This window comes from Pseudomonas sp. IT-P100 (assembly GCF_949767185.1).
Taxonomy (GTDB): domain Bacteria; phylum Pseudomonadota; class Gammaproteobacteria; order Pseudomonadales; family Pseudomonadaceae; genus Aquipseudomonas; species Aquipseudomonas fluorescens_B.
The window spans coordinates 46,609-72,494 of the sequence record NZ_CATKQK010000012.1 but is presented as its reverse complement, the minus strand read 5'-3'; the positions used below and the strand labels follow the sequence as shown (position 1 = coordinate 72,494).

The following is a 25,886-nucleotide window of genomic DNA, read 5'->3' as shown; positions in this document are numbered from 1 at the left end:
ATTCAAGCTATTGAAAATAAAGGATTTGTTTGATTTCAGGGCGTGAGGGACAGGCAAAAGTAACCAGGTATGTATGCGTTTTTGCAGCGGTTAGGTGTCATCCGGAACAACACGCAACCCTGTAGGAGCGGCGTGCTCACTGACATTGCGGGTTTCAGTCGCGCTGGAGCTTGCGAATCAACGTCCCGATGTCGATCCCCAGGTGCACCGCCGCTTTACGTTTGCTGCCGCACACATGCACGGCCCTGAGAATGACCTGGCGTTCGAAATGCTGAACCTGCAGCTTGAGGTTTTGCTCCGTCTCCTCTTCGTCGGCCATCACTGGTTTTGCCCGCTCCTGAGGGCGCACCGGGTCGAGCAGTTCGGCCGGCAGATGATGCTCCTGGGCTTCATCGTCAGCGAGCACCGCCAGCCGTTCGAAGATGTTCACCAGTTCGCGGATGTTGCCAGGGTAGTCGTAACCCAACAGCCGCTTGCGGCAACCGGCGGACAGGCTCAGTGACGGCTCGCGGTCACCATTGATGCGACTCAGCAGGATGTCGATGAGGAACGGCAAGTCATCCCGGTGCTGGCGCAGCGGCGGAATTTCTACCGGCAGGACCGCCAGGCGATAGTAGAGGTCGGCGCGAAACTCACCGATGCTCACCAAGTGACGCAAGTCTTTGTTGGTGGCGGCAATGACCTGCACCTGCACCGTTTTGCTCAACGGTGATCCGACCGACTGGATGGTGCTGTCTTCAAGAAACTTCAGCAGTTTGGCCTGCACGTGCAACGGGATTTCACCGATCTCGTCAAGGAACAGCGTCCCGCCCGAAGCGGCCTCGATATAACCTTGCTTGCCACCCTGCAACGCGCCAGTGAAGGCGCCGCGTTCGTAGCCGAACATCTCCGATTCGAACAGGCTCTCCGGGATGCTCCCGCAGTTGACGTGAATGAATGGCCGATCACCCCAACCGGCGGCGCGGTGGATGTGCCGTGCGATGGCGGTCTTGCCGACGCCCGGTTCGCCCAGCAGCAGCAACCGCGCACGCCGCCGGAATGCGCGCACGCCGGTATCGGCGATGCTCGAGAGCTGCGGCGACAAATGCAATGCGTTGTCCTGTGGATCGCGCAGGCCCTGGGTTTCCACCGGCCGGTTGCCCAACGAGGCGCGACGCTGCGGCTGGCTGCCGTCGAAGTCTTTCTGGGTCAGCATCCTGAACGGTTTTTCGTAGGCCCCGGTGGGAATGGCGTGGGTGCTGCTGAGCAGCACCCGACCTTCCCGCGAACGGGTAAGCGCGCTATTGCCGCCGCGATTCAGCGCCGCCTGAAAATCGTCGTAATTCAGCGCCGAGCGTTGGTAAAACTCACTGTCGGACAAACCGCTGGCTTGCTGGCGGGACACCCGGTTGACCCGCTCGGCGGCGAGGTTGAGAAAGCGCACCCGGCCTTCACCGTCCGTCACGATCAGCGCGTCACTGAAGCTGTCGAGCAAGGCGTGCAGTGCGGGAGTCTCCAGCAAGGCGCCCAGCACTTCACTGCTGACGTTGACCGAAGAGCGCATGCCCATTTGCAGCGTGGGTGGCAGGTTCTTGTCTTTCATGGGTGCAACTCTTCGGCACGGCGCAGGCCCTGACTTTCGCGAAGCACCGCCACCCGCCAGGCCACGCCTTCACGAATCAGGATGCGCGAGCAATGCACATTGAAATTCAGCTGGCGTCCGCTCAAGTCGGGCAGGGGCAGGCTGTGCCAGGTGCGTTCGGGCAGGGCGTTGTCCAGCAGCAGCCGAGCGATGCCGTCGCCATGGGTGATGCCAAAGGTTTCTTCGAACGCTGCGTTGCGCCATTGCGGTTGCAAGTGCTCATCGATCACCAGCACCGCGTCAGGCACCGCATCGAACACCCGGCGCAAGGCGTCGATGCGCTGCTCGGCGTCGTGCTGCATGCGCAGTTCCTGACTGACATCGCGAATGCTGCCCCACATGCGCAACAGATGGCCGTTGACGATGGTCGCGCGCACATCATTCTCGACATAGGCCGGCGAACCGTCGTGCCGGCGATCCACCGACAGCGCGCAGTCCACGTGGAAACCGGCTTCGATCAGGCGCCGCACAAACTCTTCGTTGGCCGGGCTGCGCGGCCAGTACAGGCGCACCGGTTGCTGGTTGAAATCGACATCCGAAGGCATTTCATACACGTCGGCCATGGCGCGATTGCACAGTCGCCAATGGGAGTCGTTTTCGAACACCTGGCGCACGATTTCGTCGGGCGAGGTGTTGATGTCCACCGCCTCGGCGAACTCGATGCACCAGTACGCGACCTTGGCGCTTTGCAGCATCTGGCTCATGACTTCATTGGCGTTGTGCATTTCCCGCAATCGATGACCCAGTGCGCCGAGAGGGATTTTCAGTAGATGCAGGCGCGCCGGGTGCAACGAGCGCCATTCGAGCAATCCGCAAGCGACCACGGGCAGCAAGCCGCCGTTGTGGCGAATCAGGGTCAGTTCCAGGCTGTGCACTTGCTCATCGGCGGGCGGATTGGCAAACAACGACTGCACGGCACGCAACGATTCGACACTGAAGATGCGCTCGATCGGCTGGTTCAGCAGCGCTTCGGGGTCATAGCCCAGTTGATCGCTCAGGCTGGGGGACAGGCTGATCAGTTGCCCGTCAGCGCTGAGGGTGCTGGTCAGCGGCGGCGCCTTGTTGGTCAGTAAATTCAGGATATCCATCGATGGATCGGCTCGATTTGGCTAATGGGGCCTGGCTGAAATCACTCAGGCAGTCAAAGCGGGGCATATCGCATGCCAACTGGAAGGCGCGACGAACAGGGGAGCACAAGGGCAGGCGAGTCGTTGAGTGCTGCGATAATGCAACGAAACAGGCATTTATGCAGCACTCACGTTGAGCGTAGTCGGGAGGCGGGAGGTGGTTGGGTCAATCCGATCGGTGACCCCGATCGTTGTCAGGCCTTGCTGGCCGCCAGATAAGCACCGAGGCGGCTGCCCATTTCTTCGCCCAGGGCCTGCAAACCGCTCATCGGACGAACCATGACTTCGAATTCGACGATTTTGCCTTGCTCGTCGAAGCGGATCATGTCGATGCCCTTGAGCGCTTTTCCGCCGACCTTGGCGCTGAATTCGAGGACGACATTCAAGCCGTCCGCAGTCGCCAATTCGCGGTGGTAGGTGAAATCTTCAAAGACGTTAAACACCGTGGTCAGAATCATCGTGACCACCTGGGCGCCCGGGTACGGTGTGTGCGCCATCGGTGAGCGGAACACCGCGTTCGGGTCCAGCAAGGCGGGCAGGGCTTGCAGGTCACCCTCGCGGATCATGGCGTGCCATTGATTCAAGGAGGCAGCTGCGTTGGGGTGCAGTTTCAGTCCGGACATCTTCAACTCCTGTTTTGTTGTTGTTCTGAAAGCATTGCCAGCGACTGTATCTCAATGGGTCTGAAGCGCTGCTTATGGCGCAGTATTCAAGCGGTCGATGGCTGGCCCTCGTGGGTGGCCAGATAGAGTTGGCGGTAAGCGGCCACCAGCTGTTCCTGGCTGAAGGCGAGGTTGCGCCCGCTCGGATTGGGCAGCACCCACACCGTAGCAGTGCCAAACGTCGTTGGTTGCAGGCCCCAGGCAATTTCTCGTTGGCGGGATAACGCGCAATACGCCGCTTTACCGAGAAACGCTACGAAGCGTGGCGCATGGCGTGCGATTTTCTGTTCGAAATTCGCAGCGGCGGCGGTGAATTCATCCACCGAGAGCTGATCCGCTCGCGCCGTCGGCCGATCCACCACGGCGGTCAAGCCACACTGATACTGCAAAAGCTGCCGGTCGTTTTCCGGACGTACTTCCTCAGGCGTGAAGCCGGCAAGGTGCAGCGTGCGCCAGAAGCGGTTGCCCCTGCCGGCAAAGTGATACCCTTGGGCCGCGGCCATCATGCCCGGGTTGATCCCGCAAAAAATCACCGCCAGATGATCGGCCAGAATGTCTTCGAGTCCTTCACTCACTTAAAAAACCTCAACCGCACATCACGTTGACCGCGTTGCGTGCCAGTTCCGTCAACTCATCGCGGGATTTGCCTGCCCGCGCCCGAATCGAAATGCTGTGCAGCAACGATGACGCGAGGACGGCGAGGGCGGCCGGGTCGACATCCTTGTTCAACTCACCCTTGTCGATGGCTGCCCGCAGCCGCGTTTCCAGATCGGCATCCAGACGGCTGAGCCGTTCCGACAACACCTCGCGAATTTCCGGGTCTTCGACCGCCTCAGTGGTCGCCGTGCCAATCGCAAAGCAGCCACGGGGCTGGCCGTCACCCGAGAAGTAGATCGCCAACTGCCCTTCATAGAACTGCGTCAACGCCTGGCGCAGTGTCAGCTCATCGTCCGTCAGCGCCGCTTGCATGGCCGCCGCAGCAAATTCCCAGTACTGCTCAAGCGCTTTTATATAGAGCGCGTGCTTGTCGCCGAATGCGGCGTAGAGGCTCGGGCGATTCATGCCCGCTGCCGTGGCAATGCTGTCCAGCGAGGCGCCGGAATAGCCGGTGCTCCAGAAAACTCCCAGCGCCTGCTGCAACGCTGTCTGCGGGTCATAGGCGCGAGGGCGGCCGCGGCCTTTTCCTTCGGTGGTTTTATTTTGTGCCATGTCGTACAAAATCCTTGAATGGAGATTTCGGTGGGGATATTCTTACACCATCGCACAAAATTAAGGAACCAGAAATTCCTTGGTTGCAGGTTTGTTGTAGCGGAGCTCGAACGGGGTGAAGCGGCTACGAAACAGGTGCGGCGGAGCGATCCTCCTTTTTGCGCACGGTAAGGCTGTTTTTAGTGGGTATTAGCCCGATTTCCCGGTTAGAGGTGCATCCGATCATGACCAGACAATTCGATATTCCAGCCACACAGACCTTCGAGCACCCAGGGCCGGCCCATCCAGACGCGCCCAGGAAACCGCTCAAGGACAAACTGCGGCCACTGCTGATGGTAGGCGTTCCGGTGCTTTTCGCGGCATACGGGTACGTGCACTACCTGGCGGGGGTTCCGTTTGTTTCTACTGATAACGCTTACGCCCGGGTGGCAAAAGCGTCGATCAATGCACGCATCTCAGGGCAAGTGGTCGACATCGCAGTCGAGGATAACCAGCTCGTTCACAAGGGCCAGGTCCTGTTCCGCATCGACCCGAAACCGTTGCAGATCGCGGTTGACCGCGCAGAAGCACAGCTGAGCGTGGCACGGTTGCGCATCGACGGGCTCAAGGCCAGCTATCGCCAGCAACAGGCTGAGCTGCAATCGGCCAGAGAGTCGGCAAATTTCGATCAGAAAGAGTTCGCCCGCAAGAAGGCGCTGGTGGCTTCCGACTTTGTCTCGCGTGCGGTTTACGAGCGTGCGGACACCGACCTTAAAGTCGCACGGCAACGCATTGCGTCCATCGAACAGCAGATCGCCAACACGGTCGTTGCGTTGAACGGCAATCCCGACATCGTCGCCGATAGCCACCCGACGGTACGCGAAGCCAGGGCCCAGCTCGACGAGGCGCAGCTTTACCTCTCGTATGCCACGGTGTACGCACCGGACGATGGCATCGTCGCCAAGGTCGACGATTTGCAGGTCGGCAACTACGTCAACAACGGCGCGCCTGCCTTTGCGCTGCTGTCCGAGCGCGAGATCTGGATCGAGGCCAACTTCCGTGAAACGGAGGTGACGCACATGCGCCCCGGCCAGGCAGCGACCATTCGCATCGACACCTATCCCGATCACGTTTTCAAAGCCCACGTGACCAGCATGAGCCCTGGTGCCGGATCGGACTTCGCCTTGCTGCCGCCGGAAAACGCGACCGGCAACTGGGTCAAGGTGGTGCAGCGGGTGCCGGTTCGTCTTGAACTCGACGAAATGAGTCCGGCGCTGCCGCTGTACTCGGGCACCAGCGCCACGGTCAAGGTCGACACCGGATACCGCACACCGTGGTGGCATCCACTCAAGGCGCTGTTGTCCGCAGGTGCCGAGTCATGAACGCCCCAGCGGGAGAGGGCGCCCGTGCGTTGAGGTTCGTCGCGCTGCTGGCGACTTACATGCAGTCGGCGAACCTGCCTGTTCCGAACGCGGTACTCCGGTTGATTCAGGGCAGCCTGTCGATGACCGACGATCAGGCCGGCTGGATCTTCACCTCGTACCTCGCGGCGAGCGCTATCACTATGCCGTTCGCGCAGTGGCTTGCTGCGCGTCATGGCTTGAAGCGGGTGTATCAGGCAGCGCTGGCGTTTTTCGTGCTCGGTCTGGTGCTGGGAACGATGGCAACGACTCCGCTGGCATTCATCGGTGCGCGGATCATGCAGGGCCTGGCGAGTGGCGTGCTCGCGCCGTTGTCGATGGCGATTGCCCTGGAGACGCTGCCTGCCGAAAAGCGTGCGAAGTTTGGCGCAACCTGGACGGCCATCGTGCTGTTCGGCATCGTCAGCGGCCCGAGCATCGGCGGCTGGGTTGGCGAGCATTACGGCTGGCGGCCGATCTTCTACATCAGCCTGCCGCTGGCGGCGTACATCTTCCTGGTGATGGCGCTGTGGCTCAAGGAGAAGAAAGCCGAGAAAGCGCCGGCGTTCGACTTCTTCGGCTTTGGCACTTTCACGCTGGGGTTGATCAGCCTGCAAATGCTGCTCGATCGCGGTGAGCGCCTGGACTGGTTTGCCTCCACCGAGATCTGGCTGGAAGCATTGGGCTGTGCGTTGGGGCTGTACCTGTTCGCGGTGCATGTACTGACGGCGAAGGTGCATTTCCTCAATAAGCGTTTGTTCGATGATCGCAACTTCGTGCTGTCGACGATCATCTTCTTCGCCGTCGGTTTTGTGCTGTTGTCGACCATGGCCCTGACCTCGCCGATGCTCGATGAAATTCTCGGCTACCCGCCGGACACGACGGGCTCGTTGACGATCCCGCGTGGCATCGGGCTGGTCGGTGCGTTTGTGCTGATGAACCGTGTTCCCGAGCGTTTCGACCGCCGCTGGTTCGTCGCGGCCGGGGTGGCCGTGGTGATTTACGCCAACTGGCTGATGCTCGGCTATTCGCCGTTGATGGATTGGTCGCCCGTGGCAGTGGCAGGCGCGATCCAGGGGATCGGCATTGGCGTCCTGATGCCGTCGCTGACCAAGGTCGCGTTCAGCACGCTCGATCCCGCGCTGCGCCCGGAAGGCACCGGCCTGTTCAATCTGTCGCGGGTCTACGGCAGCACCCTCGGCGTGGCGATCGTGCAGCTGTTTTTCTTCAACAACACGCAAGCGATGCACATGGCGCTGGTGAGCAATCTGACGCCGTATCACGCCGCTGTGCCAACGTCCCTGCAAGCGCTGGAGGGGCTCAACGAAATGATCACCGGCCAGGCGGCTTTTATTGCTGTGGTCGACCAGTTCAAGATTTTGCTGGTGGCGATGCTGGTGGTCAGTCCACTGGTTGTCTTTCTTCGCAAGCCCGTTCCGACCAACTAGTTTACGTGGAGTTTGCCCAATGAAATCCCATGCACGCTTCATCAATGGACCTCAGTTCAAAAACACCTTCGGTGCGATGGCGGCGTTGGTATTCCTGACTGCCTGTACCGTGGGTCCTGATTATCAGATGCAACCACCGAGCACGTCGCAGCACTACGATCAACAGGCCGAGCAGCGCCTCGGCCAGAACGGTGATAAACGCATCCAGCCGGGTCGTAAAGTGAACGGTGACTGGTGGAGCGCTTTTCAATCGCCGAAGCTCGACAAGGTGGTTCGTCGTGCCATTGACGGCAACCTTGAGCTCGTCGCGGCGGACGCCACGATCCGGCAAGCGGCGTCCTCGGTGGCGGCGGCGGAAGGCGCGCTGTATCCGCAGGTCGATTTTGGCGCCCAGGCCGGCCGGCAACGGGTGCACACCGCCAAAGAACCGTCCGTGTCCAACTTCTATGCGATCGGACCCCGGGTCGGTTTCGACCTTGATGCGTTCGGTGGCAACAAGCGTCTGGTCGAACAGCAGCAAGCGTTTACCGATCTGCAGAAGCATCGCTACGAAGCGGCGTACCTGACGTTGACCGGCAGTGTCGCCAGTCAGGCGTTGCTGGTGGCTTCGGCCAATGCGCAGATGCAGGCCGTCGAGAAACTGCTGGCCAACGACACAAAGAACCTCGAGCTGGTGCGCCTGGCCCACGCCAACGGCACCACCACGCAGATCGATGTCTCGCTGGCTGAAACGCGGCTCGCGCAGGACCGTACGCTGTTGCCACCCCTCGCGCAGCAGCGCGATTCGGCACGTCATGCGTTGTCGATTCTGACCGGCAAAGGCCCGGGCGACTGGAGCGCGCCGGACTTCGACCTGGCCGAGTTTGTCTTGCCGGCCAACGTACCCGTCAGCGTGCCTTCGGAAATGGCCCACGACCGGCCGGATGTCATGCAGGCCGAGGCGGAACTGCACATGGCCAGCGCGGCCGTTGGCGTCGCGACCGCGAATCTCTATCCCCACGTCACCCTGTCCGCGTCGCTGGCGCAGGCCGCTTCCGGCAACGGCGGTGCCGCACTCTGGGGGTTCGCGGCAGGGCTGGCGGGGCCGATTTTCGATGGCGGTACGCTCAAGGCTGAACGTCAGGCAGCGGTCGAGGGCTACAACGCGACGCTCGCCGGTTACCAGCAGACCGTGATCAGTTCGTTCGGCCAGGTCGCCGACACGCTGCAAGCCATCAACCATGACGCCGAGGAAAACCTCGCGCAGGAGGACGCGTTGCGCGCCGCTGAAACCAGCTTGCAGTTGAACCGGCAAGCCTACACCCAGGGCGAGAACAGCATTCTCCAGGTGCTGGAAGCGGAACGCGCCTATCAGCAGGCGTTGCTGGGTCGAATCCGCGTGAAGACTGCGCAGTACCTCGACACGGTTCGGCTGTACGTGGCGCTCGGCGGCAATTCCGTCGGTGCGTTCGAGCAACGGGTTGCTTATCGCGAAGGTCAGAAACCTTCGTATCAATAGAGGCTGCGGCCGCTGAACATTGGAGTGAAAATATGTCTTACGAAGCTTTTTACGATGACCTTCGCGATACAACATTTGCGCTGAATCACGGCGCTGTGGAAATGCCGGCGGTTGGATTTGGCACATTGTTCCGCGATCTCAGCGTCACCACCCAAGCGGTCAAGGAAGCCCTGGACGCCGGGTTTCGCCACTTCGATTGTGCCGAGCGTTATCGCAACGAAGACAGCGTCGGCGTGGCGATCAAGGAAACGCTGGAAGGTGGAAAGATCCGCCGGGAAGACCTGTTCATCACCACCAAACTGTGGAACACCAACCATCGTCCCGATCGGGTTCAACCGGCCTTCGAGGCCAGTTGCCGTCGCCTTCAGGTCGACTACATCGACTGCTACCTGATCCATACGCCGTTTGCTTTTCAACCGGGCGACAATCAGGACCCGCGGGATGAGCAAGGCAACGTGATCTACGATTCAGGCGTTACGCTGATCGAGACGTGGAGGGCGCTTGAGCGCCTGGTGGATGAGGGGCGATGCAGGTCCATCGGCTTGTCGGATGTCACGTTGCCGGCGTTGCAGGCGATTGTCGCCGAAGCGCGGATCAAGCCCGCCGTCGTGCAAGTCGAGTCCCATCCTTATTTGCCGGAGTGGGAACTGCTTGAGTTTTGCAAGCAACATGGAATTATCGTCCTGGCGTTTGCGCCACTCGGGCATGGCATGGAACCGAATGTACTGGAAGACGCGGTGCTTACCGGGATCGCCCGGCGTGTGCAGAAGACCCCGGCGCAAGTGGCACTGGCCTGGTCGATTCAACGCGGTGTTGCGTTCCTGACCACATCGGCCACGCCGAGCCATATCCGGGAAAACATCGATCTTTCCACTCTGCCGCACCGGGCGATGCTGGAGATCAAGGAGGAGATTACAACCCGGATACGCTTCAACTCGGTGGTGGAAACCGGTGTGCCGGGGTTTATTCCGCGCAAGCAGTAACCCGAGACGAGAAGGGCGGCCTTCTGTAAGGTCGCTTTTTTTTATCCCTTTTCCGAGGTCCTGCAATGGACATTTTCCAGACCATGCGTTGTTTCGTCGCCGTCGCTCAAACCGGCAGCTTCACGGCGGCGGCGCAGATACTGGACACCACCACGACCAACGTGTCCAAAGCGGTGACCAGTCTGGAGGCCAGGCTGAAAACCCGCCTGATCAATCGCACTACCCGGCGCCTGGCGTTGACCGAAGCCGGGGTTCGCTACTTGCAGCGCTGCGAGAAAATTCTGGATGAGATGCGTGAAGCCGACGAGGAAGCGGGCACCGCTCATACCACCCCGGTGGGCAGGCTGAAGATTCACGCGATGTCCGCCATCGGCAATCATTACGTGATCGATGCCATTGCCAAATACAGGGAGACGCATCCGTCGGTGATGTTCGACCTGACCGTGACCAATCGACTGCCTGACTTGCTGGAGGAGGGGTATGACATGTCGATTGTGCTGGCGCGGGATCTGCCCGATTCAGGGTTTGTCGCGCAAAGGCTTGGCATCACTTACAGCATTCTCTGCGCCTCGCCGGTGTACCTGAAGAAACGTGGCTGTCCGGAGTCTCCAACGGCGCTTGGCGAACATGATTGTTTGCGGATCGTGAATACGGTCATGCCGGTTGAAAACTGGGCATTCGAAGGGCCTGATGGCGTGGAGACGGTGAACATTCCGGTCTCTCCGTTTCACGTCAACACGGCCGATGCAATGACTGTCGCGATCACAAACGGGATGGGGATCGGTATTCAACCGATTGCATCTGCCGTTGACGGTCTGAGAGCAGGCACGCTAGTGCGTGTATTGCCGGAGTATCACTTTGAAGAGTTCAACTTGTTTGCGATCTACCCGTCACGAAAATTCGTGGATGCAAAGATAAAGACATGGGTGGAATTTCTGAAGGATTACATACCGGTGTTATTGGCATCCGATGAAGCGATCGCCGGTTCAGCCGCCGGGCGCTGATGCAGGGGGGGGCGGCAGGCATGGAGTGTCGACCCCCCATCGTCCGCACGGTCCTCAACCATTCGAACAGCCGGTGCCCATCACCTGGTACTGAAGGATATGGCGTTGACCCTTCGAGTCTTCATAGGTCATTTGCTTCGGCACCGGCGCGCACTCGTCTCCTGTATCGGACACGGTAATGATTTTCTGGATGTCGAGTTTCATGCCGTAAGAGTAACTTTCAACCGGAATCTGGCTGGCCGCATCAGTGGGAGTTTCATCCGAGTAGGCCTGTGCGGCTACACCGGCAAGTGCCAGAAACATCGCGATCTTTAACGTTTTCATGGTGTTCACCTTCGCATCGAGTTTCGGTGGGTCCCGGTGACTAAGTGGCTGTTTGATTCATTTGTTCACCGGGTGAAGTCGATGCTAAGAGTTTAGGCTTTCCTCAAATAGCGGCCCGCTGGAGAAACACTGTTGCCAAATTGCGCAGGTATGCTGGGATGGCCGCTTCGGGAGGGTTATTTTCTTTGCTTCCTGCCGGGCTTCGTGGCGGATCAAATCGATCTAAAAATACCGTTCCGCACGGCTGACGGTGGGCTACTATTGAACATGTAGGTGAAGACGCAGACTGATGCGCAAACGGATGGCAAGGACACGTGGGGCGCGTTCCGAAGGGTACACGGTTAGAAAGATCTCCGCGCTGAGATCCAGCCCTTATGCCGTGTGAAGCAGAAGAGCACAAAACTGTTCTGTGAGAATCCTGATAAACCTTGTAAGCCGGAGACCAGCACCGGCCACCTACTCGAATCCCAAAGCCCGCCTTGTGCGGGCTTTGTCGTTTTCGTCATTGTCTCCGCAAAACACCGCAGCTCCCTGTGGGAGATTCTATGTTTCAGGGGAACAAAGCCCCCCACTAACGACCAGATCAAGCGGGACACCGATATTGGCCATTTCGATCCCCTTTTGGCCGACCTCGCACTATGAACTGCCCAGTTCGTCAGCAAGAATCGAAGCAGCATTGCTGTTCCAGCACGCTGACAACATCACAACAAGAATCCCGTTTTCCTTGCCCTTGGCAATTTTCAAGTCCTGCCGTGCACAGAACATAAAAACCAACGAGCGACACACTTGGGGAATTCATTCATGGTCACGATGAAACGCATACTGGGCGCCACCGTGTGTGGGCTGACGCTGCTGGCCAGCGCCGTGCACGCCGAACAGCGGGAACTGCGGGTGTACAACTGGGCGGATTACATCCTGCCGTCCGTGCCCAAGGACTTCGCCGAGAAAAGCGGCATCAAAGTGACCTGGGATACCTTCGACACCAACGAGTCGCTGGAAGCCAAGTTGCTCACCGGTAACTCGGGCTATGACCTGGTGGTGCCGTCCAACCAGTTCATCGAAACCCAGATCAAGGCCGGAGTGTTCCAGAAGCTCGACAAGTCCAAACTGCCGAACTGGAAGCACCAGGACCCGGCACTGCTCGCGTTGCTGGACAAGAACGACCCCGGCAATCAGTACGGCGTGCCTTACATGTACGGCACCGTGCTGATCGGCTTCAACCCGGCCAAGGTCAAGGCCGCGCTGGGCGAGAATGCGCCGGTGGACAGTTGGGATCTGGTGTTCAAGCCGGAGAACATGGAGAAGCTCAAATCCTGCGGCGTCGCGATGCTCGACTCACCTTCGGAAATCCTGCCGCTGGCGTTGCACTACCTGGGCCTGGACCCTAACAGCCAGAACCCGGACGACTACGAAAAAGCCAAGGCACTGATGCTGAAAATCCGGCCTTACGTCACCTACTTCAACTCCGCCAAGTACATGACCGACATCGCCAACGGCGATATCTGCGTCGCCATCGGCTACTCCGGCAGCTTTTACCAGTTCGGCAATCGCGCCAAGGAGGCGGGCAACGGCGTGGTGGTCGATTGGCGCTTGCCGAAGGAAGGCGCGCCGATCTGGTTTGATACCTTCGCCATCCCGAAAAGCGCGAAGAACGTTGAAGAAGCCCACGAATTTCTCAACACCTTGCTGGACCCGACAGTCATCGCCCCGATCAGTGACTTCCTCGGCTACCCCAACGCCAACAAGGACTCGATTGCGCTGATCAACAAAGAGATCACCGGCAACCCGAACCTGACACCGACCAGCGAAGCGTTGAAAACACTGTACGTGGTGCAGCCGTTGCCGCAAAAACTCGAGCGGGTTCGTACGCGGGTCTGGACCAGCATCAAATCCGACAAATAACGCACAGGCACTGATGCTGTTCACTTGAGTAAATCTTCAGGCGGGAAAGAAACCTGTGGCGAGGGGATAAATCCCCTTGCCACACACGTGTGCACGCGCGCCTAAGTGTGAACAGGAAACCTTTGCGAGATTGCGCAAAGGTTTGAATGCCCCTCCGTTGTTCAGATCCGCGCCAGCGCCTGAGCCAGGTCCGCACGCAAATCCTCGACATCCTCAACCCCCACCGACAATCGTACCAACCCGTCGCCGATCCCAAGTTGTGCGCGGGTGTCGGCGGGGATGGTGGCGTGGGTCATGATCGCCGGGTGCTCGATCAGGCTTTCCACGCCGCCCAGACTTTCGGCCAGGGCGAAGATGCGCACGCTCTCGAGGAAGCGCGTGGCGCCGGCCAGATCACTTTTCAGATCGACAGAAATCATTCCGCCGAAACCGCGCATCTGCCGCTTGGCCAATTCATGTTGGGGGTGTGACGGCAGGCCCGGATAGTAGACGCGCGCCACCTGCGGTTGACGTTCCAGCCATTGCGCCAGTTCCAGCGCGTTGCTGCAGTGTCGCTCCATGCGCAGCGCCAGGGTCTTCACGCCGCGCAGGGTCAGGAAGGCGTCGAACGGTCCCGCGATCGCACCCACCGAGTTCTGCAAAAAGCCCAGGCGTTCCGCCAGTTCGGGGTTCTGCCCGACCACGGCGATGCCGCCGATCACGTCGGAGTGGCCGTTGAGGTATTTGGTCGTCGAGTGCAGCACGATGTCGAAACCCAGCTCCAGCGGCCGTTGGATCCACGGGCTGGCAAAGGTGTTGTCGGCCACGCAAATGATGCCGCGCGTGCGGCAGATGCGTGCGACGGCGGTAAGGTCCGTGAGGCTCAGCAACGGGTTGCTCGGCGTCTCGACCCAGACCATCCGGGTATCGTCCTGCAAGGACGCTTCGAAGGCCGCGAGGTCAGTCAGGTCGACGAAACTGAAACGATGGCCGGCGCTGCGTTTGCGCACCTTGTCGAACAGCCGGAAGGTGCCACCGTACAGGTCATTGCCAGAGACAATGTGCGAGCCGGCGTCGAGCAGCTCCAGCACGGTGGAGATCGCCGCCAGCCCCGAGGCGAACGCGAAGGCCTGGGTGCCGCTTTCCAGGTCGGCGACGCAGCGCTCCAGGGCAAAGCGCGTCGGGTTGTGCGAGCGGCCGTAGTCGAAACCCTTGTGCACGCCGGGGCTCTGTTGCAGGTAGGTGGAGTTGGCATAAATCGGCGGCATCAATGCGCCGGTGGTCGGGTCCGGTGCCTGCCCGGCGTGGATCACCCGAGTAGCGAAGGCGCGCGGCGCGGCGTTTTCATCGTGTTGACTCATGCAAGGGATCTCCGCAAATGATTGAGCAGATCGACGCGGGTAATCAGGCCATGGAAGCCCGACGCGTCGGCGATGATCGCCACCAGTCCGCGATCGAGTTCGGTCTGCAGCTGGGCCATGCTGGCGCTGGCTGGCAGGGTTTCCACTTTGTCGGTCATTGCGCTGGCCACGGTCAAGCGGAAGTGTGAAGGATCTTCCGCCATGCCCAGCAGAATGTCGGATTCGTCGATCACACCGACCAGTTGCTTGCCGTCCACCAGCACCGGCAGTTGCGACACATCCGCCAGGCGCATGCGCTGGAATGCCGTGAGCAAGGTGTCGTCCGGTCCGACGCTGATCACCCGGCCATCCTCGAACCGCCGCGCGATCACGTCGCGCAGATCGCCATAAGGTTTGCGTGCCAGCAACCCCTGATCGTTCATCCACTGGTCGTTGTAGACCTTCGACAGGTAGCGGGTGCCGGTGTCGCAGACGAAGCTGACCACGCGCTTCGGCTCGGTTTGCTCGCGGCAATAACGCAGCGCCGCGGCCAGCAAGGTGCCGGTCGAAGAACCGCCGAGAATGCCTTCGGCGCGCAATAACTGGCGGGCGTGGTCGAAGCTTTCCTCGTCGCTGATCGAATAGGCGTGGCGCACGCTGGACAGGTCGGCAATCGACGGAATGAAGTCTTCACCGATACCTTCCACGGCCCACGAACCGGGTGTGGTCATGGTGCCACTGCGGCTGTATTCGGCCATTACCGAACCGACCGGATCGGCCAGCACCATTTCCAGATCCGGCTGCACGCGCTTGAAGAATCGGGTCAACCCGGTCAGCGTGCCCGCCGAACCGACACCGACGACGATGGCATCCACGTCATGCTGGGTCTGCGCCCAGATCTCCGGCGCGGTGCTGCACTCATGGGCGAGCGGGTTGGCCGGGTTGTTGAACTGGTCGGCGAAGAATGCGTCGGGAATGTCCAGCGCCAGCCGCGCCGCGACGTCCTGGTAATAATCGGGATGGCCCTTGCCGACGTCGGAGCGGGTGATGTGCACCTCGGCGCCCATGGCCTTGAGGTGGAGGACTTTCTCGGTGGACATCTTGTCCGGCACCACCAACACCACTCGATAACCCTTGGCGCGGCCGACCAGCGCCAGGCCGAGCCCGGTGTTGCCGGCGGTGGCTTCGACGATCGTGCCACCGGGCTTGAGCCGACCATCGCGCTCGGCGGTGTCAATCATCGCCAGGCCGATGCGGTCCTTGATCGAGCCGCCGGGGTTCTGCGATTCGAGCTTGAGAAACAGCGTGCACGGGCCGGTATCAAAACGGCTGACGCGCACCAGCGGCGTGTTGCCAATCAGTTCAAGCACGGCAGGGCGGGAATCGTTCAGCATGTTGTCACCTCTTCGCGGGTATTCGCACTGAAGGACGGCAACCGGCAGCACGTCCTCGCGCCTCCGTTGCCAACAATGCATCGCTTGGACCATAGGCCGCGATTGCCTCACTCGCAACCTTGTGCGGCCAGCCGGTCACGTTGCGCCTGGAGAGATTGCGCAAGTCGGCAATACTGATTCGACCCTTGTTGCACAGGAGCGAGCACCATGAAGAAGGAAAGCAGCGGCGGCGAATCGGCCTCTGCGCTGATCGACACCCGAATCAAGGAATTGGATGACTGGCGGGGCGAGACGCTCGCGCGCGTCCGGGCGATCATCAAGCAGGCAGACCCCGACGTGGTCGAGGAATGGAAGTGGCGAGGCGTGCCGGTGTGGTCGCATGCCGGGATCATCTGCACGGGAGAGACGTACAAGACCGCCGTGAAGATGACCTTCGCCAAGGGCGCCTCGCTGGACGATCCCTCGGGCCTCTTCAACGCCAGCCTTGAGGGCAACACCCGACGGGCGATTGATCTGCATGAGGGCGATGCGATTGATGAGCAGGCGCTCAAGGCGCTGATTCGTGCGGCAGTGGTGCTCAACACCTCCAGATGAGTTGGCCGTTTGTATCCCTAAGTATCCGCCGCGCCCACAGCTATCTTCGCTTACAAATCCATGGCGTCCACGACACGTACGGGATACACGGCGGCGGCCTAATGAGGGCACCACAACGGTATAACCGGAGAAACGCCATGTTCCGCATCAATGCTCGTCACGCTGTCAAAATGCTCGGTGTCGCTGTTGTCACCACCGCCGCACTCGCTGCGTTCTCCGGCGTGTCTCAGGCCGAAGAAGTGAAAGCCCCTGCAAAAAGCTGGCAGACAGGGATTCATCGCACCGATCTTCTGAAAAAGGATCTCGACGTCGACGGTCGCGAAGTGATCCAGGTTCGGGTTGATATTGATCCGGGCGTCTCGTCACCCAACCACTCCCATCCAGGCGTGGAAGTGGCTTATGTCATCGACGGCACGTTCGAATATCAACTGGAAGGGCAGCCTCCGGTCACGCTGAAGGCCGGTGACTCGCTGTACATCCCGGCTGGCGTCGCGCATATCGCGAAGAACGTCGGGACAAAAACCGGCTCCGAACTGGCGACGTACATCGTGAAGAAAGGCGAACCGCTGGTTGTGATCAAACAGTAAGGCCCGCTGAATCCGCAAGAGCCAACACATCCCTCTGTAGGAGCAGCCTGCGGCAGCTCCTACAGAGGTTTTGTGGTGGGTTGAGGAGGGCGGTCGATTGCTGGTGGTCGAGTCGGCGCAACACAAAGCGCAACCACGATCAGCCCCAGCGCTACCGCGAAGGTGACCCGCATTCCGTGGGCTACGGCTTCGGGTTGCGCGGTGGCGATGTCGGCTGCCTGCGAGGCAAGGGCGAACACGGCACCCAGCGCGGAGGCTCCGGTGATGAGTCCGAGATTGCGCGACAGGTTGAGCATGCCCGAGACAACACCGCGCTGGTCTGGCGCAACATCGGTCATGACCGTGGTGTTGTTGGCCGTCTGGAAGACCGCATAGCCGAGTGTGATGACCACCATAGGCACAACGTAACCGCCGATGCCGATTGTCCGTGGCAACACCGACAGTGCAAGGCAGCCGACGGCCATCGCGATCAGCCCGGCGACCGTCATCCGTTGTGCGCCGAAACGGTCGGCGATCCGGCCAGCGGGCACCCCTGTCAACGCCGCGACACACGGCCCGACCGCCAGCACCAGTCCCACCACAACCGCTTCCAGTCCAAGTCCATGGGCGAGGTAAAACGGCCCGACCACGAGCGTCGCCATCATCACCGTCGCCACCAGCGTGCTCATCGCCAGGCTGCCGCTCAGCACCGGGTTGCGAAACATCGCCAGTCGAATCAACGGCGAAGCGACTCGTGTCTCGACGAACGCGAAGAGCCCCACGCCGACCCCCGCGGCCAACAGCAAACCCATATTGAACAGCCCGAAATGGCCGCGGCCGAGGGTCATGGCCAGCGCATACGCCGCCAACGTCAGCGCCAACACCAGGGTGCCCCACATGTCGAAACGGGCACGCCCGGTGGCTGGCCTCTGGCGGTCGGCGGGTAGATAAAGACGTGCGAGCAGCAACGTCATCAGGCCCAAGGGCACGGTGACAAGGAAGAGCGCCCGCCAGCCGAAACCGGCAATCAGCAGACCGCCGAGCGACGGTCCCATCGCGGTGCCAATCGCCGACATCGTTCCGAGCAAACCCATGGCACTGCCGGTTTTGTCCTTCGCTACCGTTTCGCCGACGAAGGCCATGGTCAGCGCCATCATGATCGCCGCGCTGAGCCCTTGCAGGGCCCTGGCGCCAATCAACATGCCCAGTGTCGGAGCACAAGCGCACAGTGCCGAGGCCAGGGTGAACACGCCGATGCCGCCGAGCAGCAAGCGTCGACGCCCGATCAGGTCACCGAGCCGACCGACGCTGACGATCAGTGTGGTGATCGCCAGCAGATAAGCAATGACGATCCACTGCACTTCCTGGAACGTCGCGTTGAACACCTGCGCCAGCGTCGGCAACCCCACATTGGCGATGCTGGTGCCGAGCGACGACAGCAGCATCGACAGCGACAGGCTGATCAGCGCCCAACGCACGGAGGGTGTCTGTGGTGCGTTGTCTACGAGGGCAATAGTCGGCTTCATTCTGTCTCTCTTGATCTGGCACTCCCAAAGCGGAGCTGTCAGAAATCTACGCCAGCACCTAACATGGCGGAAGGCGCATGCTTTGCACTTTATTCGTGCGTTCAACGCCATCTCACTTTGTCGCGGGGCGAGCCATGTCCAATCCTGATTTCAATCTGCTGATCACCCTTGATGTGCTGCTCGCCGAGGGCAGCGTGGCGCGTGCGGCGAAACGCTTGCGGTTGAGCCCTTCGGCGATGAGTCGGGCGTTGGCGCGCTTGCGTGAAACCACGGGCGATCCGTTGCTGGTCAGGGCCGGGCGAGGGCTCGTCGCCACGCCGCGGGCGCTGGAACTGCGCGAGCGGGTCAGCCAGCTAGTGCAGGACGCCGAGGCGGTGTTGCGTCCGGCGCAGCAGCCTGACTTGAAACAACTGGTGCGCACTTTCACGTTGCGCACCAGCGAGGGGTTTGTGGAGAACTTCGGCGCGCCGCTCATTGAACGCCTCGTCGAACAAGCGCCTGGCGTGCGTCTGTGCTTCATGCACAAACCTGACAAGGACAGCACGTCGCTGCGTGACGGGAGCGTTGATCTGGAAACCGGTGTGGTGGGGAGGGCCGCCGGGCCCGAGCTGCGTACGCAGGGTTTGTTTCGCGACCGTTTTATCGCCGTGGTGCGTACGGGGCACCCGCTAAGCCAGGGCGAGATCACCCCGGAACGCTACGCGGCGGGCGGCCACATCAGTGTTTCGCGGCGTGGGCTCGACAAGGGGCCGGTCGATGAAGCGCTGGTGACGTTGCAACTGGAGCGGCAGATCGTGACCATCGTTGCCGGTTTCTCCACTGCGTTGGCGCTCGCCCGCGCCACTGACTTGATCGCTACCGTTCCTGAGCGGCACACCGAAAACCTGCGGGCGGGCATGCACAGCTTTGCGCTGCCGTTTTCCTTGGCGGAATTCACCGTCGCCATGCTTTGGCACCCCCGGCTGGATGCCGATCCGGTGCACCGATGGTTACGCGGGTGTGTTCGTGAGGTTTGTGCGCAATAGCGCGTTCTTCAAATGGAAAATGGACTCAAGTGGCGCTGATGAGGAAGCCATGTGTTCCCTATGGAGCCTGAACTTCCCTCAGGCCGACGTGCCGGCCGATGCACGGATGGCACTGATGGGCCGTACTCAAAAAGTGAACGAACGGGAGGAATGTTGGGCCAGTTCGGCATCCAGCAGGTGCTCGGCCAGCACATCATTCAAAAAGCGGAACTGATCGTTGAGCCCGACTACTTCGTTGCTGAAGTGGTTGGCGGCGGCCGGCATCAGCAGCGCTTCGAAATTCTTGTCGAACACCAGCGACAGCACTTTGCGCGAAACGACCTGCTGCGAGTAGTAGTTGTTGCCGAACACCGGAAAGCTCACGGCGAGGGTGACGGTGTGGATCATGATGTGCGCTCCTCGGTCAGGACGTACCACGAAAAAACGGTCAGCGTGAAGGCTGTCAGGGCCAGGCAGGTCAGCAGATGGATCAACATGATTTTGCCCCTCCGGTTCGGGGTTCTGTGTCGGGTTGAGGTTGATCCTACGCTGACGGTTCACGAGCGGAAGGCATTCGCGGCGATGGTGAATATCGACGGAAGTGATGGTCGGTTTTTGTGGTGTTCTTGAGTGCCTCATGGCGGACTTGCCAGCGATGAGGCACTCAGCAACACCATCAACCGCAGAGCAGGCCCTCACCGACGCCTATACTCAAATCAGGGTGCCTTAACCCCCGAATAACCTGTTCACGGGAAGACTGTAGGACATGCGATCTTGAACCTGCGTTCGCTGATCGTCGCCGTGCTGCTGGTGTTGGCGGGATGCGCCATGCCTGCGCGCGCCCCGGCACCAGCGCCGCCGGTGATCATTTCCCAGAGCACCTGGCAGCAGGTAGATCGGGACATCATCGCCGCGTCCCGGTCCGCCACCGAACAGGCAAGAATCTACTCCCGTGGCGCCATGGATTACTGGCGCACCCGCGTCTATCAACTCACCGAAGAAAATTTCATTCCCTGGTTCAGCAGCTACTGGACCCAGGAATGGCTGTCGATGAAGGTCAGCTGGTACTCCCTCAGCGCAAAGGGCGAGCAGGATGCTTCGTCCAAGCGCCTGGCAGCCTATCTGCTGGAGCAATACCAGAAACGTGTGCTGGCCCCGGTCGCGGTCGAGATTGATCCCGACCAGATCCTCGGCCTGGCCACGGTGTTCTACGTGGATATTCTTCAGGAAGAACTGCAAAAAATCTCCCAGCGCCACGGCGTCCCCATGGCCCAGCTCAATGGCCGTATCCAGAAAATCCCGGCCATCGCCCTGGGTCCGCCGCCCGCACGGGATGCGACGCTGTACCAGGTCGTGCACACCCAGCCGCTGAACACGTTGCCGGCTTACGCGGCGCTGATCGACAAGATCCACAAGGCCGGCGGTAGCAAGGGCGTTGATTCGACCGACACCGCCATGGCACCCGTGGCCAAGCGCGCGAGCCAGCGGATGGAAGCCGAAATGGCCCCGCGCGGTGCCGCCAGCGCGGTGTCCGCAGCGGCGGGCAAGCTCGCAGGAGGCTTGATTACTCTGGGCGTGGCGGGGATTCGCGCGTTGATTCAGGCCAGCGACCGGCCGGACAGCGAGGCGCTGATTCGCAGCAGTCTGGGCAATACGTTCGACAAAGCCTGGATAAAAATGGTGCAGAACCCGACCACTGGTGTGATGGCGGGGACGTTGTACATGGCCAGTCAGATCGAGGGCAATCTGGCGGGGAGTGCCGAAGTACCGTCGGTCGGTTCGGACGGCGACACGGTCGATTGGAGTCCGCCCCAACCGACTAACCCGCAGAACGACCCATAACCCAAGGAGAACGACCATGTCCTACGTTGATGGCTTCCTCGCCGCCGTACCCACCGCCAACCGCGAAAAATTCAAGAAACACGCCGAAACCGCTGCGGCCATTTTCAAGGAAAGCGGCGCGCTGAGCCTCGCCGAATGCTGGGGTGACGATGTGCCCGACGGCAAGGTGACGTCGTTTCCGCTGGCGGTGAAACTCAAGGAAGACGAAACCGTCGTGTTTTCCTGGATCATCTGGCCGGACAAGGCAACCCGAGACGCCGGGATGGAAAAACTCATGAACGATCCGCGCATGCAGCCGGACGTCAATCCGATGCCGTTCGATGGGCAGCGCCTGGTGTTCGGTGGTTTTGAAATGATCGTGAAGGCTTGAGCATCAATCACGGGATCACTCCGACGCGGGGGTGATCCTGCAACTTTTTCGATTTTGGATCTCGCTGTCCGTCGGTCGCTCCCTGACGAATTCGAAACGCGGTTCACCTTCGCTATAGTGAACCAGCCAGCCCCATTCCAGTTCTGACTCATCCTGACCCGGTTGCGGTGGCATGGCCCACCATGGCTCTTTGCTGATGATTTCTCGCATGGCCCCGTCCCGTAGATTCGGTTGGTTCAACTATAACGTGCATGTCAGGAGGTGCCAGGTGTGAGCGACGAAACCCCGGAGCCGGTCAAACGGCTGTTTTTCGCGTTGAGCTGCCCGCCCGAGCAACGCAAGGCCATCGCCCAGTGGCGCAGTGCGCTGCAATTGCGCCTTGGGCGCCCGGTGCCGGCGGAAAACTTTCACCTGACGTTGCTGTTTCTGGGCGCGGTTGGCGTAGCGCAGATTGCCGAGATCTGCGTGGCGGCGGCGAAGGTGCGTGTTCCCGGTGTGGCGTTGCGAGTGGCGCTGGATCGGCTGGATGTCTGGCGCAGGGCAGGGGTGCTGGTTCTCGCGCCGGAGCAAGCGCCGCCGGAGTTGTTGCGGCTGGTGTATGCGCTGGAGCAGGCGATGTTGCCGTTCGGTTTTGAGGAGACGCCGAAGGAGTTCCGGCCACACCTGACGTTGATGCGCGACTATCGGGCGCCGGTGCCTGAATCGGCTACGCCGCCGGAGTTTTTTCTGCGGGCGGACCGGTTCGTCTTGTTTGAATCCCACAAGGGCCGCTATCGGGCGCTGGCCGAATGGCCGTTGGTTCCGGCATAAAAAAGGCGCCCGAGGAGGGCGCCAAATTCACCTGAACCGAGGAAGCCAGGTGAGGCCGTTCGTCAGAGAGGAGTGCAGCGGTGGTAAGGCGCTGCGTGAACGGAAAACGAGTGATCATCCCGGATCAAACTGTGGGAGCGGGCTTGCTCCGGGGTGATCACAAATATTTTTTACTTCCCGAGCTTCACCCGCGTCCAGCCCCGGGTCATCACCCGCTGAACCCCGATCGGCATGTCAGGAATCGCATACAACGTCGCCATCACGGCCAGCGGTGGATACGAGCCCGGATCATTGCGAATCGCTTCATCCACCAACGGCGTCGCCGCTGCGTTGGCGTTGCTGTAGCCGATGTTGTTGGTGATCTCGGCGATGATGTCCGGGCGCATCAGGAAGTTCATGAACAGGTAGGCGTTCTCGACGTTCGCCGCATCCCGCGGGATCGCGACCATGTCGTAGAAACTGCCGGCGCCTTCTTTCGGGATGCTGTAGTCGATCTTCACCTTGTCGCCCGCTTCCTGCGCGCGGGCCTTGGCTTGCAACACGTCGCCGGAGTAACCGACCGCCACGCAAATGTTGCCGTTGGCCAGGTCGGAGATGTACTTCGACGAATGGAAGTACGCCACCGACGGCCGGATCTTCATGAACAGCGCTTCCGCTTCGGCGATCTGCGCCTTGTCCTGCGAGTTCACCGGGTAACCCAGATAGTGCAAAGCCGCGGGCAGCATCTCGGTCGGCGAATCGAGGAAACTGATGCCGCAGGCTTTCAGTTTTTCCGCGTTTTCCGGTTTGAACAGCAAGTCCCAGGAGTTGGTCGGGGCGTTGGCGCCGAGCACTTCCTTGACCTTCTGCGGGTTGAAACCAATGCCGATCGAGCCCCACATGTACGGGAAGGCGTGAGCGTTATCCGGGTCGCTGGCAGATGCGTTTTTCAGCAGGACCGGGTTGAGGTTTTTCCAGTTCGGCAGCTTCGACTTGTCCAGTTCCTGATAGACGCCGGCCTTGACCTGCTTGGCCAGGAAGCTGTTGGACGGCACGACGATGTCGTAGCCGGATTTGCCCGCGAGCAGGCGTGCCTCAAGGGTTTCATTGCTGTCGAATACATCGTAGGTCACGCGGATGCCGGTCTCGTCTTCGAATTTCTTGACGGTGTCCGGGGCGATGTAATCGGACCAGTTGTAGACGCGCAGAACCTTGTCATTGGCCTGGGCGCCAGTGGCCATTGCGCCCATTAAGGACAGTGTCAGCAGAGTCCTGCCAAACATTTTCATCGGTACAACTCCAATTCTCTTTTTATTCAAAATCACACAGCAAAAATGCAGTGAACATAAAACCTTTGCAGCAAACCCAAAACCCGTGGAGTCAACACAAAACCTGTGGAGTAAACAAAACTCCTGTGGCGAGGGAGCTTGCTCCCGCTTGAGTGCGTAGCACTCACAAAATTGGCAGGGTTTCCGGATTTTTCGGGGTCGCTTTGCAACCCAGCGCGAGCAAGCTCGCTCGCCACAGGTTTGGTGTTCACTGACCGCTTCAGCAACGGCACTAAACCGTCGCTTCTACCATTTGCTTTTTCGGTTGCTGCCACGATTCGTTGGCGGTCTGGTCCATCGCTTCCTGGATCGCCCGTTTACGGCTGGCTTCGGCGCGGCGGCTGAAGTACCAGACCATGAACGTCACGATCGAAACGGCGAGCAGAATCAGGCTGGCCACGGCGTTGATCTCAGGCTTCACACCCAGGCGCACCGCCGAGAACACTTCCATTGGCAGGGTCGTCGACCCCGGCCCCGACACGAAGCTCGCCAACACCAAATCGTCGAGCGACAGGGCAAACGACATCATGCCGCCGGCCGCCAGTGACGGCGCGATCATGGGGATGGTGATCAGGAAAAACACCTTGAACGGCTTCGCCCCGAGGTCCATGGCGGCTTCTTCGATGGACAGGTCCAGCTCGCGAAGGCGGGCGGACACGACCACCGCGACGTAGGCGGCACAGAAGGTGGTGTGGGCGATCCAGATAGTGACGATGCCGCGTTCCTGTGGCCAGCCGATCAGCTGCGCCATGGCCACGAACAGCAGCAACAGCGACAGACCGGTGATCACTTCCGGCATCACCAACGGCGCGGTGACCAGGCCACCAAACAACGTCCTGCCCTTGAAGCGCGTCACGCGAGTCAGCACAAACGCCGCCAACGTCCCCAGTGCCACTGCGGCAATCGCGGTGTAGCAGGCGATTTCCAGCGAGCGCACCACCGAGCCCATCAATTGGGTGTTGTCGAGCAGGCCGGCATACCACTTGAACGACCAGCCGCCCCACACCGTCACCAGTTTCGAAGCGTTGAACGAGTAGATGACCAGGATCAGCATCGGCAGGTAGATAAACGACAGGCCGAAAATCAGCATGAACTTTGAAAATCCGAAGCGTTTCATCCCCGTGCCTCCATCTCTTTGGCCTGGCTGCGGTTGAACAGCAGAATCGGCACAATCAGGATCAACAGCATCACCACCGCCAGGGCAGACGCCACCGGCCAGTCGCGGTTGTTGAAGAACTCTTGCCACAGCACGCGACCGATCATCAGGGTTTCCGGGCCGCCCAGCAGTTCCGGAATCACGAACTCACCGACCACCGGAATGAACACCAGCATGCAACCGGCGATGATTCCGTTCTTGGCCAGCGGCACGGTGATTTTCCAGAAGTTGTTGAAGTTGCTCGAACCCAGGTCGGAACCCGCTTCCAGCAAGCTCTGATCGTGCTTGACCAGGTTGGCGTACAGCGGCAACACCATGAACGGCAAGTAGGCATACACCACCCCGATGTACACGGCCGTGTTGGTGTTGAGGATCTCGATCGGGTGATCGGTCAGCCCGGTCCACATCAGAAACGCGTTGAGCAAACCGTTGTTGCTGAGGATGCCCATCCACGCGTAAACGCGGATCAGGATCGCGGTCCAGGTCGGCATCATGATCAACAGCAGCAAGACGTTCTGCGCTTCCTTGCTCGCTTTAGTGATCGCGTAGGCCATCGGGAAGCCGATCACCAGGCACATCAGCGTGCTGAAAAACGCGACCTTCAATGAGCCGAAGTAAGCCGAGATGTACAACTCATCCTCGGTCAGCAGCAAGTAGTTGCCGACGTTGAGGAACAGCTGGAATTTCTGTTCGGCGAAGGTGTAGATCTCGGAGTAAGGAGGAATGGCCAGCGCCGCTTCCGAGAAGCTGATCTTCATCACCAGGAAGAACGGCAACAGGAAAAACAGGCACAGCCACAGGAAAGGAATCCCGATGACGAGCTTTCGACCACTCGGCATCA

The 25,886-nt window shown here is 60.4% G+C and carries 26 protein-coding genes; 12 read left to right on the top strand and 14 right to left on the bottom strand.

Going from position 1 to position 25,886, the window contains the following annotated elements:
* Positions 1–154 precede the first annotated feature (154 nt).
* The 5 genes from ACM6IQ_RS13315 to ACM6IQ_RS13295 form a co-directional block, all read right to left on the bottom strand.
* Positions 155–1,582, bottom strand: a complete 1,428-nt coding sequence (locus ACM6IQ_RS13315) for a sigma-54 interaction domain-containing protein (RefSeq protein WP_017338163.1) — start codon at positions 1,580–1,582, stop codon at positions 155–157.
* Positions 1,579–2,709 carry a PAS domain-containing protein gene (locus tag ACM6IQ_RS13310; RefSeq protein WP_414879037.1) on the bottom strand — a complete coding sequence of 377 codons (1,131 nt, stop codon included), beginning with the start codon at positions 2,707–2,709 and terminating at the stop codon, positions 1,579–1,581. The genes ACM6IQ_RS13315 and ACM6IQ_RS13310 overlap by 4 nt, the downstream gene beginning before the upstream one ends.
* A gap of 233 nt (positions 2,710–2,942) precedes the next feature.
* Positions 2,943–3,371, bottom strand: coding sequence for a nuclear transport factor 2 family protein (locus ACM6IQ_RS13305; RefSeq protein ID WP_414879036.1), 429 nt, complete (start codon positions 3,369–3,371; stop codon positions 2,943–2,945).
* 86 nt (positions 3,372–3,457) lie between these two features.
* The gene (gene mug, locus ACM6IQ_RS13300) at positions 3,458–3,985 is read right to left on the bottom strand and encodes a G/U mismatch-specific DNA glycosylase (protein ID WP_414879035.1); all 528 of its coding nucleotides are present in this window, start codon (positions 3,983–3,985) and stop codon (positions 3,458–3,460) included.
* Between the two features lie 10 nt (positions 3,986–3,995).
* On the bottom strand, positions 3,996–4,619 hold the full coding sequence (locus tag ACM6IQ_RS13295; protein ID WP_017338167.1) for a TetR/AcrR family transcriptional regulator: 624 nt from the start codon (positions 4,617–4,619) through the stop codon (positions 3,996–3,998).
* A gap of 224 nt (positions 4,620–4,843) precedes the next feature.
* On the opposite strand from ACM6IQ_RS13295, the gene ACM6IQ_RS13290 reads away from it, so the two are divergent.
* The 5 genes from ACM6IQ_RS13290 to ACM6IQ_RS13270 all read left to right on the top strand — a co-directional run bounded on the left by ACM6IQ_RS13290 (position 4,844) and on the right by ACM6IQ_RS13270 (position 10,931).
* Positions 4,844–5,980 (top strand): HlyD family secretion protein, encoded by a 1,137-nt coding sequence (locus ACM6IQ_RS13290; protein WP_414879034.1) that lies wholly within the window; start codon positions 4,844–4,846, stop codon positions 5,978–5,980.
* Positions 5,977–7,446, top strand: coding sequence for a DHA2 family efflux MFS transporter permease subunit (locus ACM6IQ_RS13285; protein WP_414879033.1), 1,470 nt, complete (start codon positions 5,977–5,979; stop codon positions 7,444–7,446). Before ACM6IQ_RS13290 ends, ACM6IQ_RS13285 begins: the two co-directional genes overlap by 4 nt.
* 19 nt (positions 7,447–7,465) lie before the next feature.
* Positions 7,466–8,944: an efflux transporter outer membrane subunit gene (locus tag ACM6IQ_RS13280; RefSeq protein ID WP_414879032.1), complete on the top strand. Its 1,479-nt coding sequence runs from the start codon at positions 7,466–7,468 to the stop codon at positions 8,942–8,944.
* Positions 8,945–8,976: 32 nt separating this feature from the next.
* Entirely contained in the window at positions 8,977–9,927 is a 951-nt protein-coding gene (locus ACM6IQ_RS13275; RefSeq protein ID WP_414879031.1) for an aldo/keto reductase, read from the top strand.
* Between the two features lie 65 nt (positions 9,928–9,992).
* A complete protein-coding gene (locus ACM6IQ_RS13270) occupies positions 9,993–10,931 on the top strand; it encodes a LysR family transcriptional regulator (protein ID WP_017338172.1) in 939 nt (312 codons plus the stop codon).
* Between the two features lie 54 nt (positions 10,932–10,985).
* On the opposite strand, the gene ACM6IQ_RS13265 is transcribed toward ACM6IQ_RS13270, so the two are convergent.
* Positions 10,986–11,255, bottom strand: coding sequence for a DUF2790 domain-containing protein (locus ACM6IQ_RS13265; RefSeq protein WP_017338173.1), 270 nt, complete (start codon positions 11,253–11,255; stop codon positions 10,986–10,988).
* 801 nt (positions 11,256–12,056) lie between these two features.
* Between ACM6IQ_RS13265 and ACM6IQ_RS13260 the strand changes: the two genes are divergently transcribed.
* Positions 12,057–13,157, top strand: coding sequence for a polyamine ABC transporter substrate-binding protein (locus ACM6IQ_RS13260; RefSeq protein WP_017338176.1), 1,101 nt, complete (start codon positions 12,057–12,059; stop codon positions 13,155–13,157).
* 161 nt (positions 13,158–13,318) lie between these two features.
* Here ACM6IQ_RS13260 and ACM6IQ_RS13255 read toward each other — a convergent pair whose 3' ends face one another.
* Entirely contained in the window at positions 13,319–14,497 is a 1,179-nt protein-coding gene (locus ACM6IQ_RS13255) for a cystathionine gamma-synthase (protein ID WP_414879030.1), read from the bottom strand.
* The gene (locus tag ACM6IQ_RS13250) at positions 14,494–15,870 is read right to left on the bottom strand and encodes a pyridoxal-phosphate dependent enzyme (RefSeq protein WP_017338178.1); all 1,377 of its coding nucleotides are present in this window, start codon (positions 15,868–15,870) and stop codon (positions 14,494–14,496) included. The genes ACM6IQ_RS13255 and ACM6IQ_RS13250 overlap by 4 nt, the downstream gene beginning before the upstream one ends.
* A 207-nt stretch (positions 15,871–16,077) precedes the next feature.
* Between ACM6IQ_RS13250 and ACM6IQ_RS13245 the strand changes: the two genes are divergently transcribed.
* Together ACM6IQ_RS13245 and ACM6IQ_RS13240 are read left to right on the top strand one after the other, a co-directional pair.
* Complete coding sequence (locus tag ACM6IQ_RS13245; RefSeq protein ID WP_414879029.1) at positions 16,078–16,464, top strand: DUF1801 domain-containing protein; 387 nt, start codon at positions 16,078–16,080, stop codon at positions 16,462–16,464.
* 137 nt (positions 16,465–16,601) lie between these two features.
* A complete protein-coding gene (locus ACM6IQ_RS13240) occupies positions 16,602–17,051 on the top strand; it encodes a cupin domain-containing protein (protein WP_017338180.1) in 450 nt (149 codons plus the stop codon).
* A gap of 59 nt (positions 17,052–17,110) precedes the next feature.
* Here ACM6IQ_RS13240 and ACM6IQ_RS13235 read toward each other — a convergent pair whose 3' ends face one another.
* Positions 17,111–18,556 (bottom strand): MFS transporter, encoded by a 1,446-nt coding sequence (locus ACM6IQ_RS13235; RefSeq protein WP_414879028.1) that lies wholly within the window; start codon positions 18,554–18,556, stop codon positions 17,111–17,113.
* Positions 18,557–18,690: 134 nt separating this feature from the next.
* On the opposite strand from ACM6IQ_RS13235, the gene ACM6IQ_RS13230 reads away from it, so the two are divergent.
* Complete coding sequence (locus tag ACM6IQ_RS13230; RefSeq protein ID WP_414879027.1) at positions 18,691–19,581, top strand: LysR family transcriptional regulator; 891 nt, start codon at positions 18,691–18,693, stop codon at positions 19,579–19,581.
* Between the two features lie 126 nt (positions 19,582–19,707).
* Here ACM6IQ_RS13230 and ACM6IQ_RS13225 read toward each other — a convergent pair whose 3' ends face one another.
* Positions 19,708–19,968 (bottom strand): hypothetical protein, encoded by a 261-nt coding sequence (locus ACM6IQ_RS13225; protein ID WP_084322841.1) that lies wholly within the window; start codon positions 19,966–19,968, stop codon positions 19,708–19,710.
* 366 nt (positions 19,969–20,334) lie between these two features.
* Between ACM6IQ_RS13225 and ACM6IQ_RS13220 the strand changes: the two genes are divergently transcribed.
* Together ACM6IQ_RS13220 and ACM6IQ_RS13215 are read left to right on the top strand one after the other, a co-directional pair.
* A complete protein-coding gene (locus tag ACM6IQ_RS13220) occupies positions 20,335–21,402 on the top strand; it encodes a hypothetical protein (RefSeq protein WP_414879026.1) in 1,068 nt (355 codons plus the stop codon).
* A 16-nt stretch (positions 21,403–21,418) separates the two neighbouring features.
* Positions 21,419–21,772 carry a DUF1428 domain-containing protein gene (locus ACM6IQ_RS13215; RefSeq protein ID WP_017338185.1) on the top strand — a complete coding sequence of 118 codons (354 nt, stop codon included), beginning with the start codon at positions 21,419–21,421 and terminating at the stop codon, positions 21,770–21,772.
* Between the two features lie 15 nt (positions 21,773–21,787).
* Here ACM6IQ_RS13215 and ACM6IQ_RS13210 read toward each other — a convergent pair whose 3' ends face one another.
* On the bottom strand, positions 21,788–21,982 hold the full coding sequence (locus ACM6IQ_RS13210) for a hypothetical protein (protein ID WP_017338186.1): 195 nt from the start codon (positions 21,980–21,982) through the stop codon (positions 21,788–21,790).
* A 60-nt stretch (positions 21,983–22,042) separates the two neighbouring features.
* Here ACM6IQ_RS13210 and thpR point away from each other — a divergent pair, with 60 nt between their 5' ends.
* Positions 22,043–22,582 carry an RNA 2',3'-cyclic phosphodiesterase gene (gene thpR, locus ACM6IQ_RS13205; protein ID WP_414879025.1) on the top strand — a complete coding sequence of 180 codons (540 nt, stop codon included), beginning with the start codon at positions 22,043–22,045 and terminating at the stop codon, positions 22,580–22,582.
* Positions 22,583–22,752: 170 nt separating this feature from the next.
* On the opposite strand, the gene ACM6IQ_RS13200 is transcribed toward thpR, so the two are convergent.
* From ACM6IQ_RS13200 to ACM6IQ_RS13190, 3 genes are all read right to left on the bottom strand, one after another.
* Positions 22,753–23,850, bottom strand: coding sequence for a polyamine ABC transporter substrate-binding protein (locus ACM6IQ_RS13200; protein ID WP_017338188.1), 1,098 nt, complete (start codon positions 23,848–23,850; stop codon positions 22,753–22,755).
* Between the two features lie 271 nt (positions 23,851–24,121).
* Positions 24,122–25,006: an ABC transporter permease subunit gene (locus ACM6IQ_RS13195; RefSeq protein WP_017338189.1), complete on the bottom strand. Its 885-nt coding sequence runs from the start codon at positions 25,004–25,006 to the stop codon at positions 24,122–24,124.
* The gene (locus ACM6IQ_RS13190; RefSeq protein ID WP_162491080.1) at positions 25,003–25,884 is read right to left on the bottom strand and encodes an ABC transporter permease subunit; all 882 of its coding nucleotides are present in this window, start codon (positions 25,882–25,884) and stop codon (positions 25,003–25,005) included. The genes ACM6IQ_RS13195 and ACM6IQ_RS13190 overlap by 4 nt, the downstream gene beginning before the upstream one ends.
* Between the last annotated feature and the right edge of the window lie 2 nt (positions 25,885–25,886).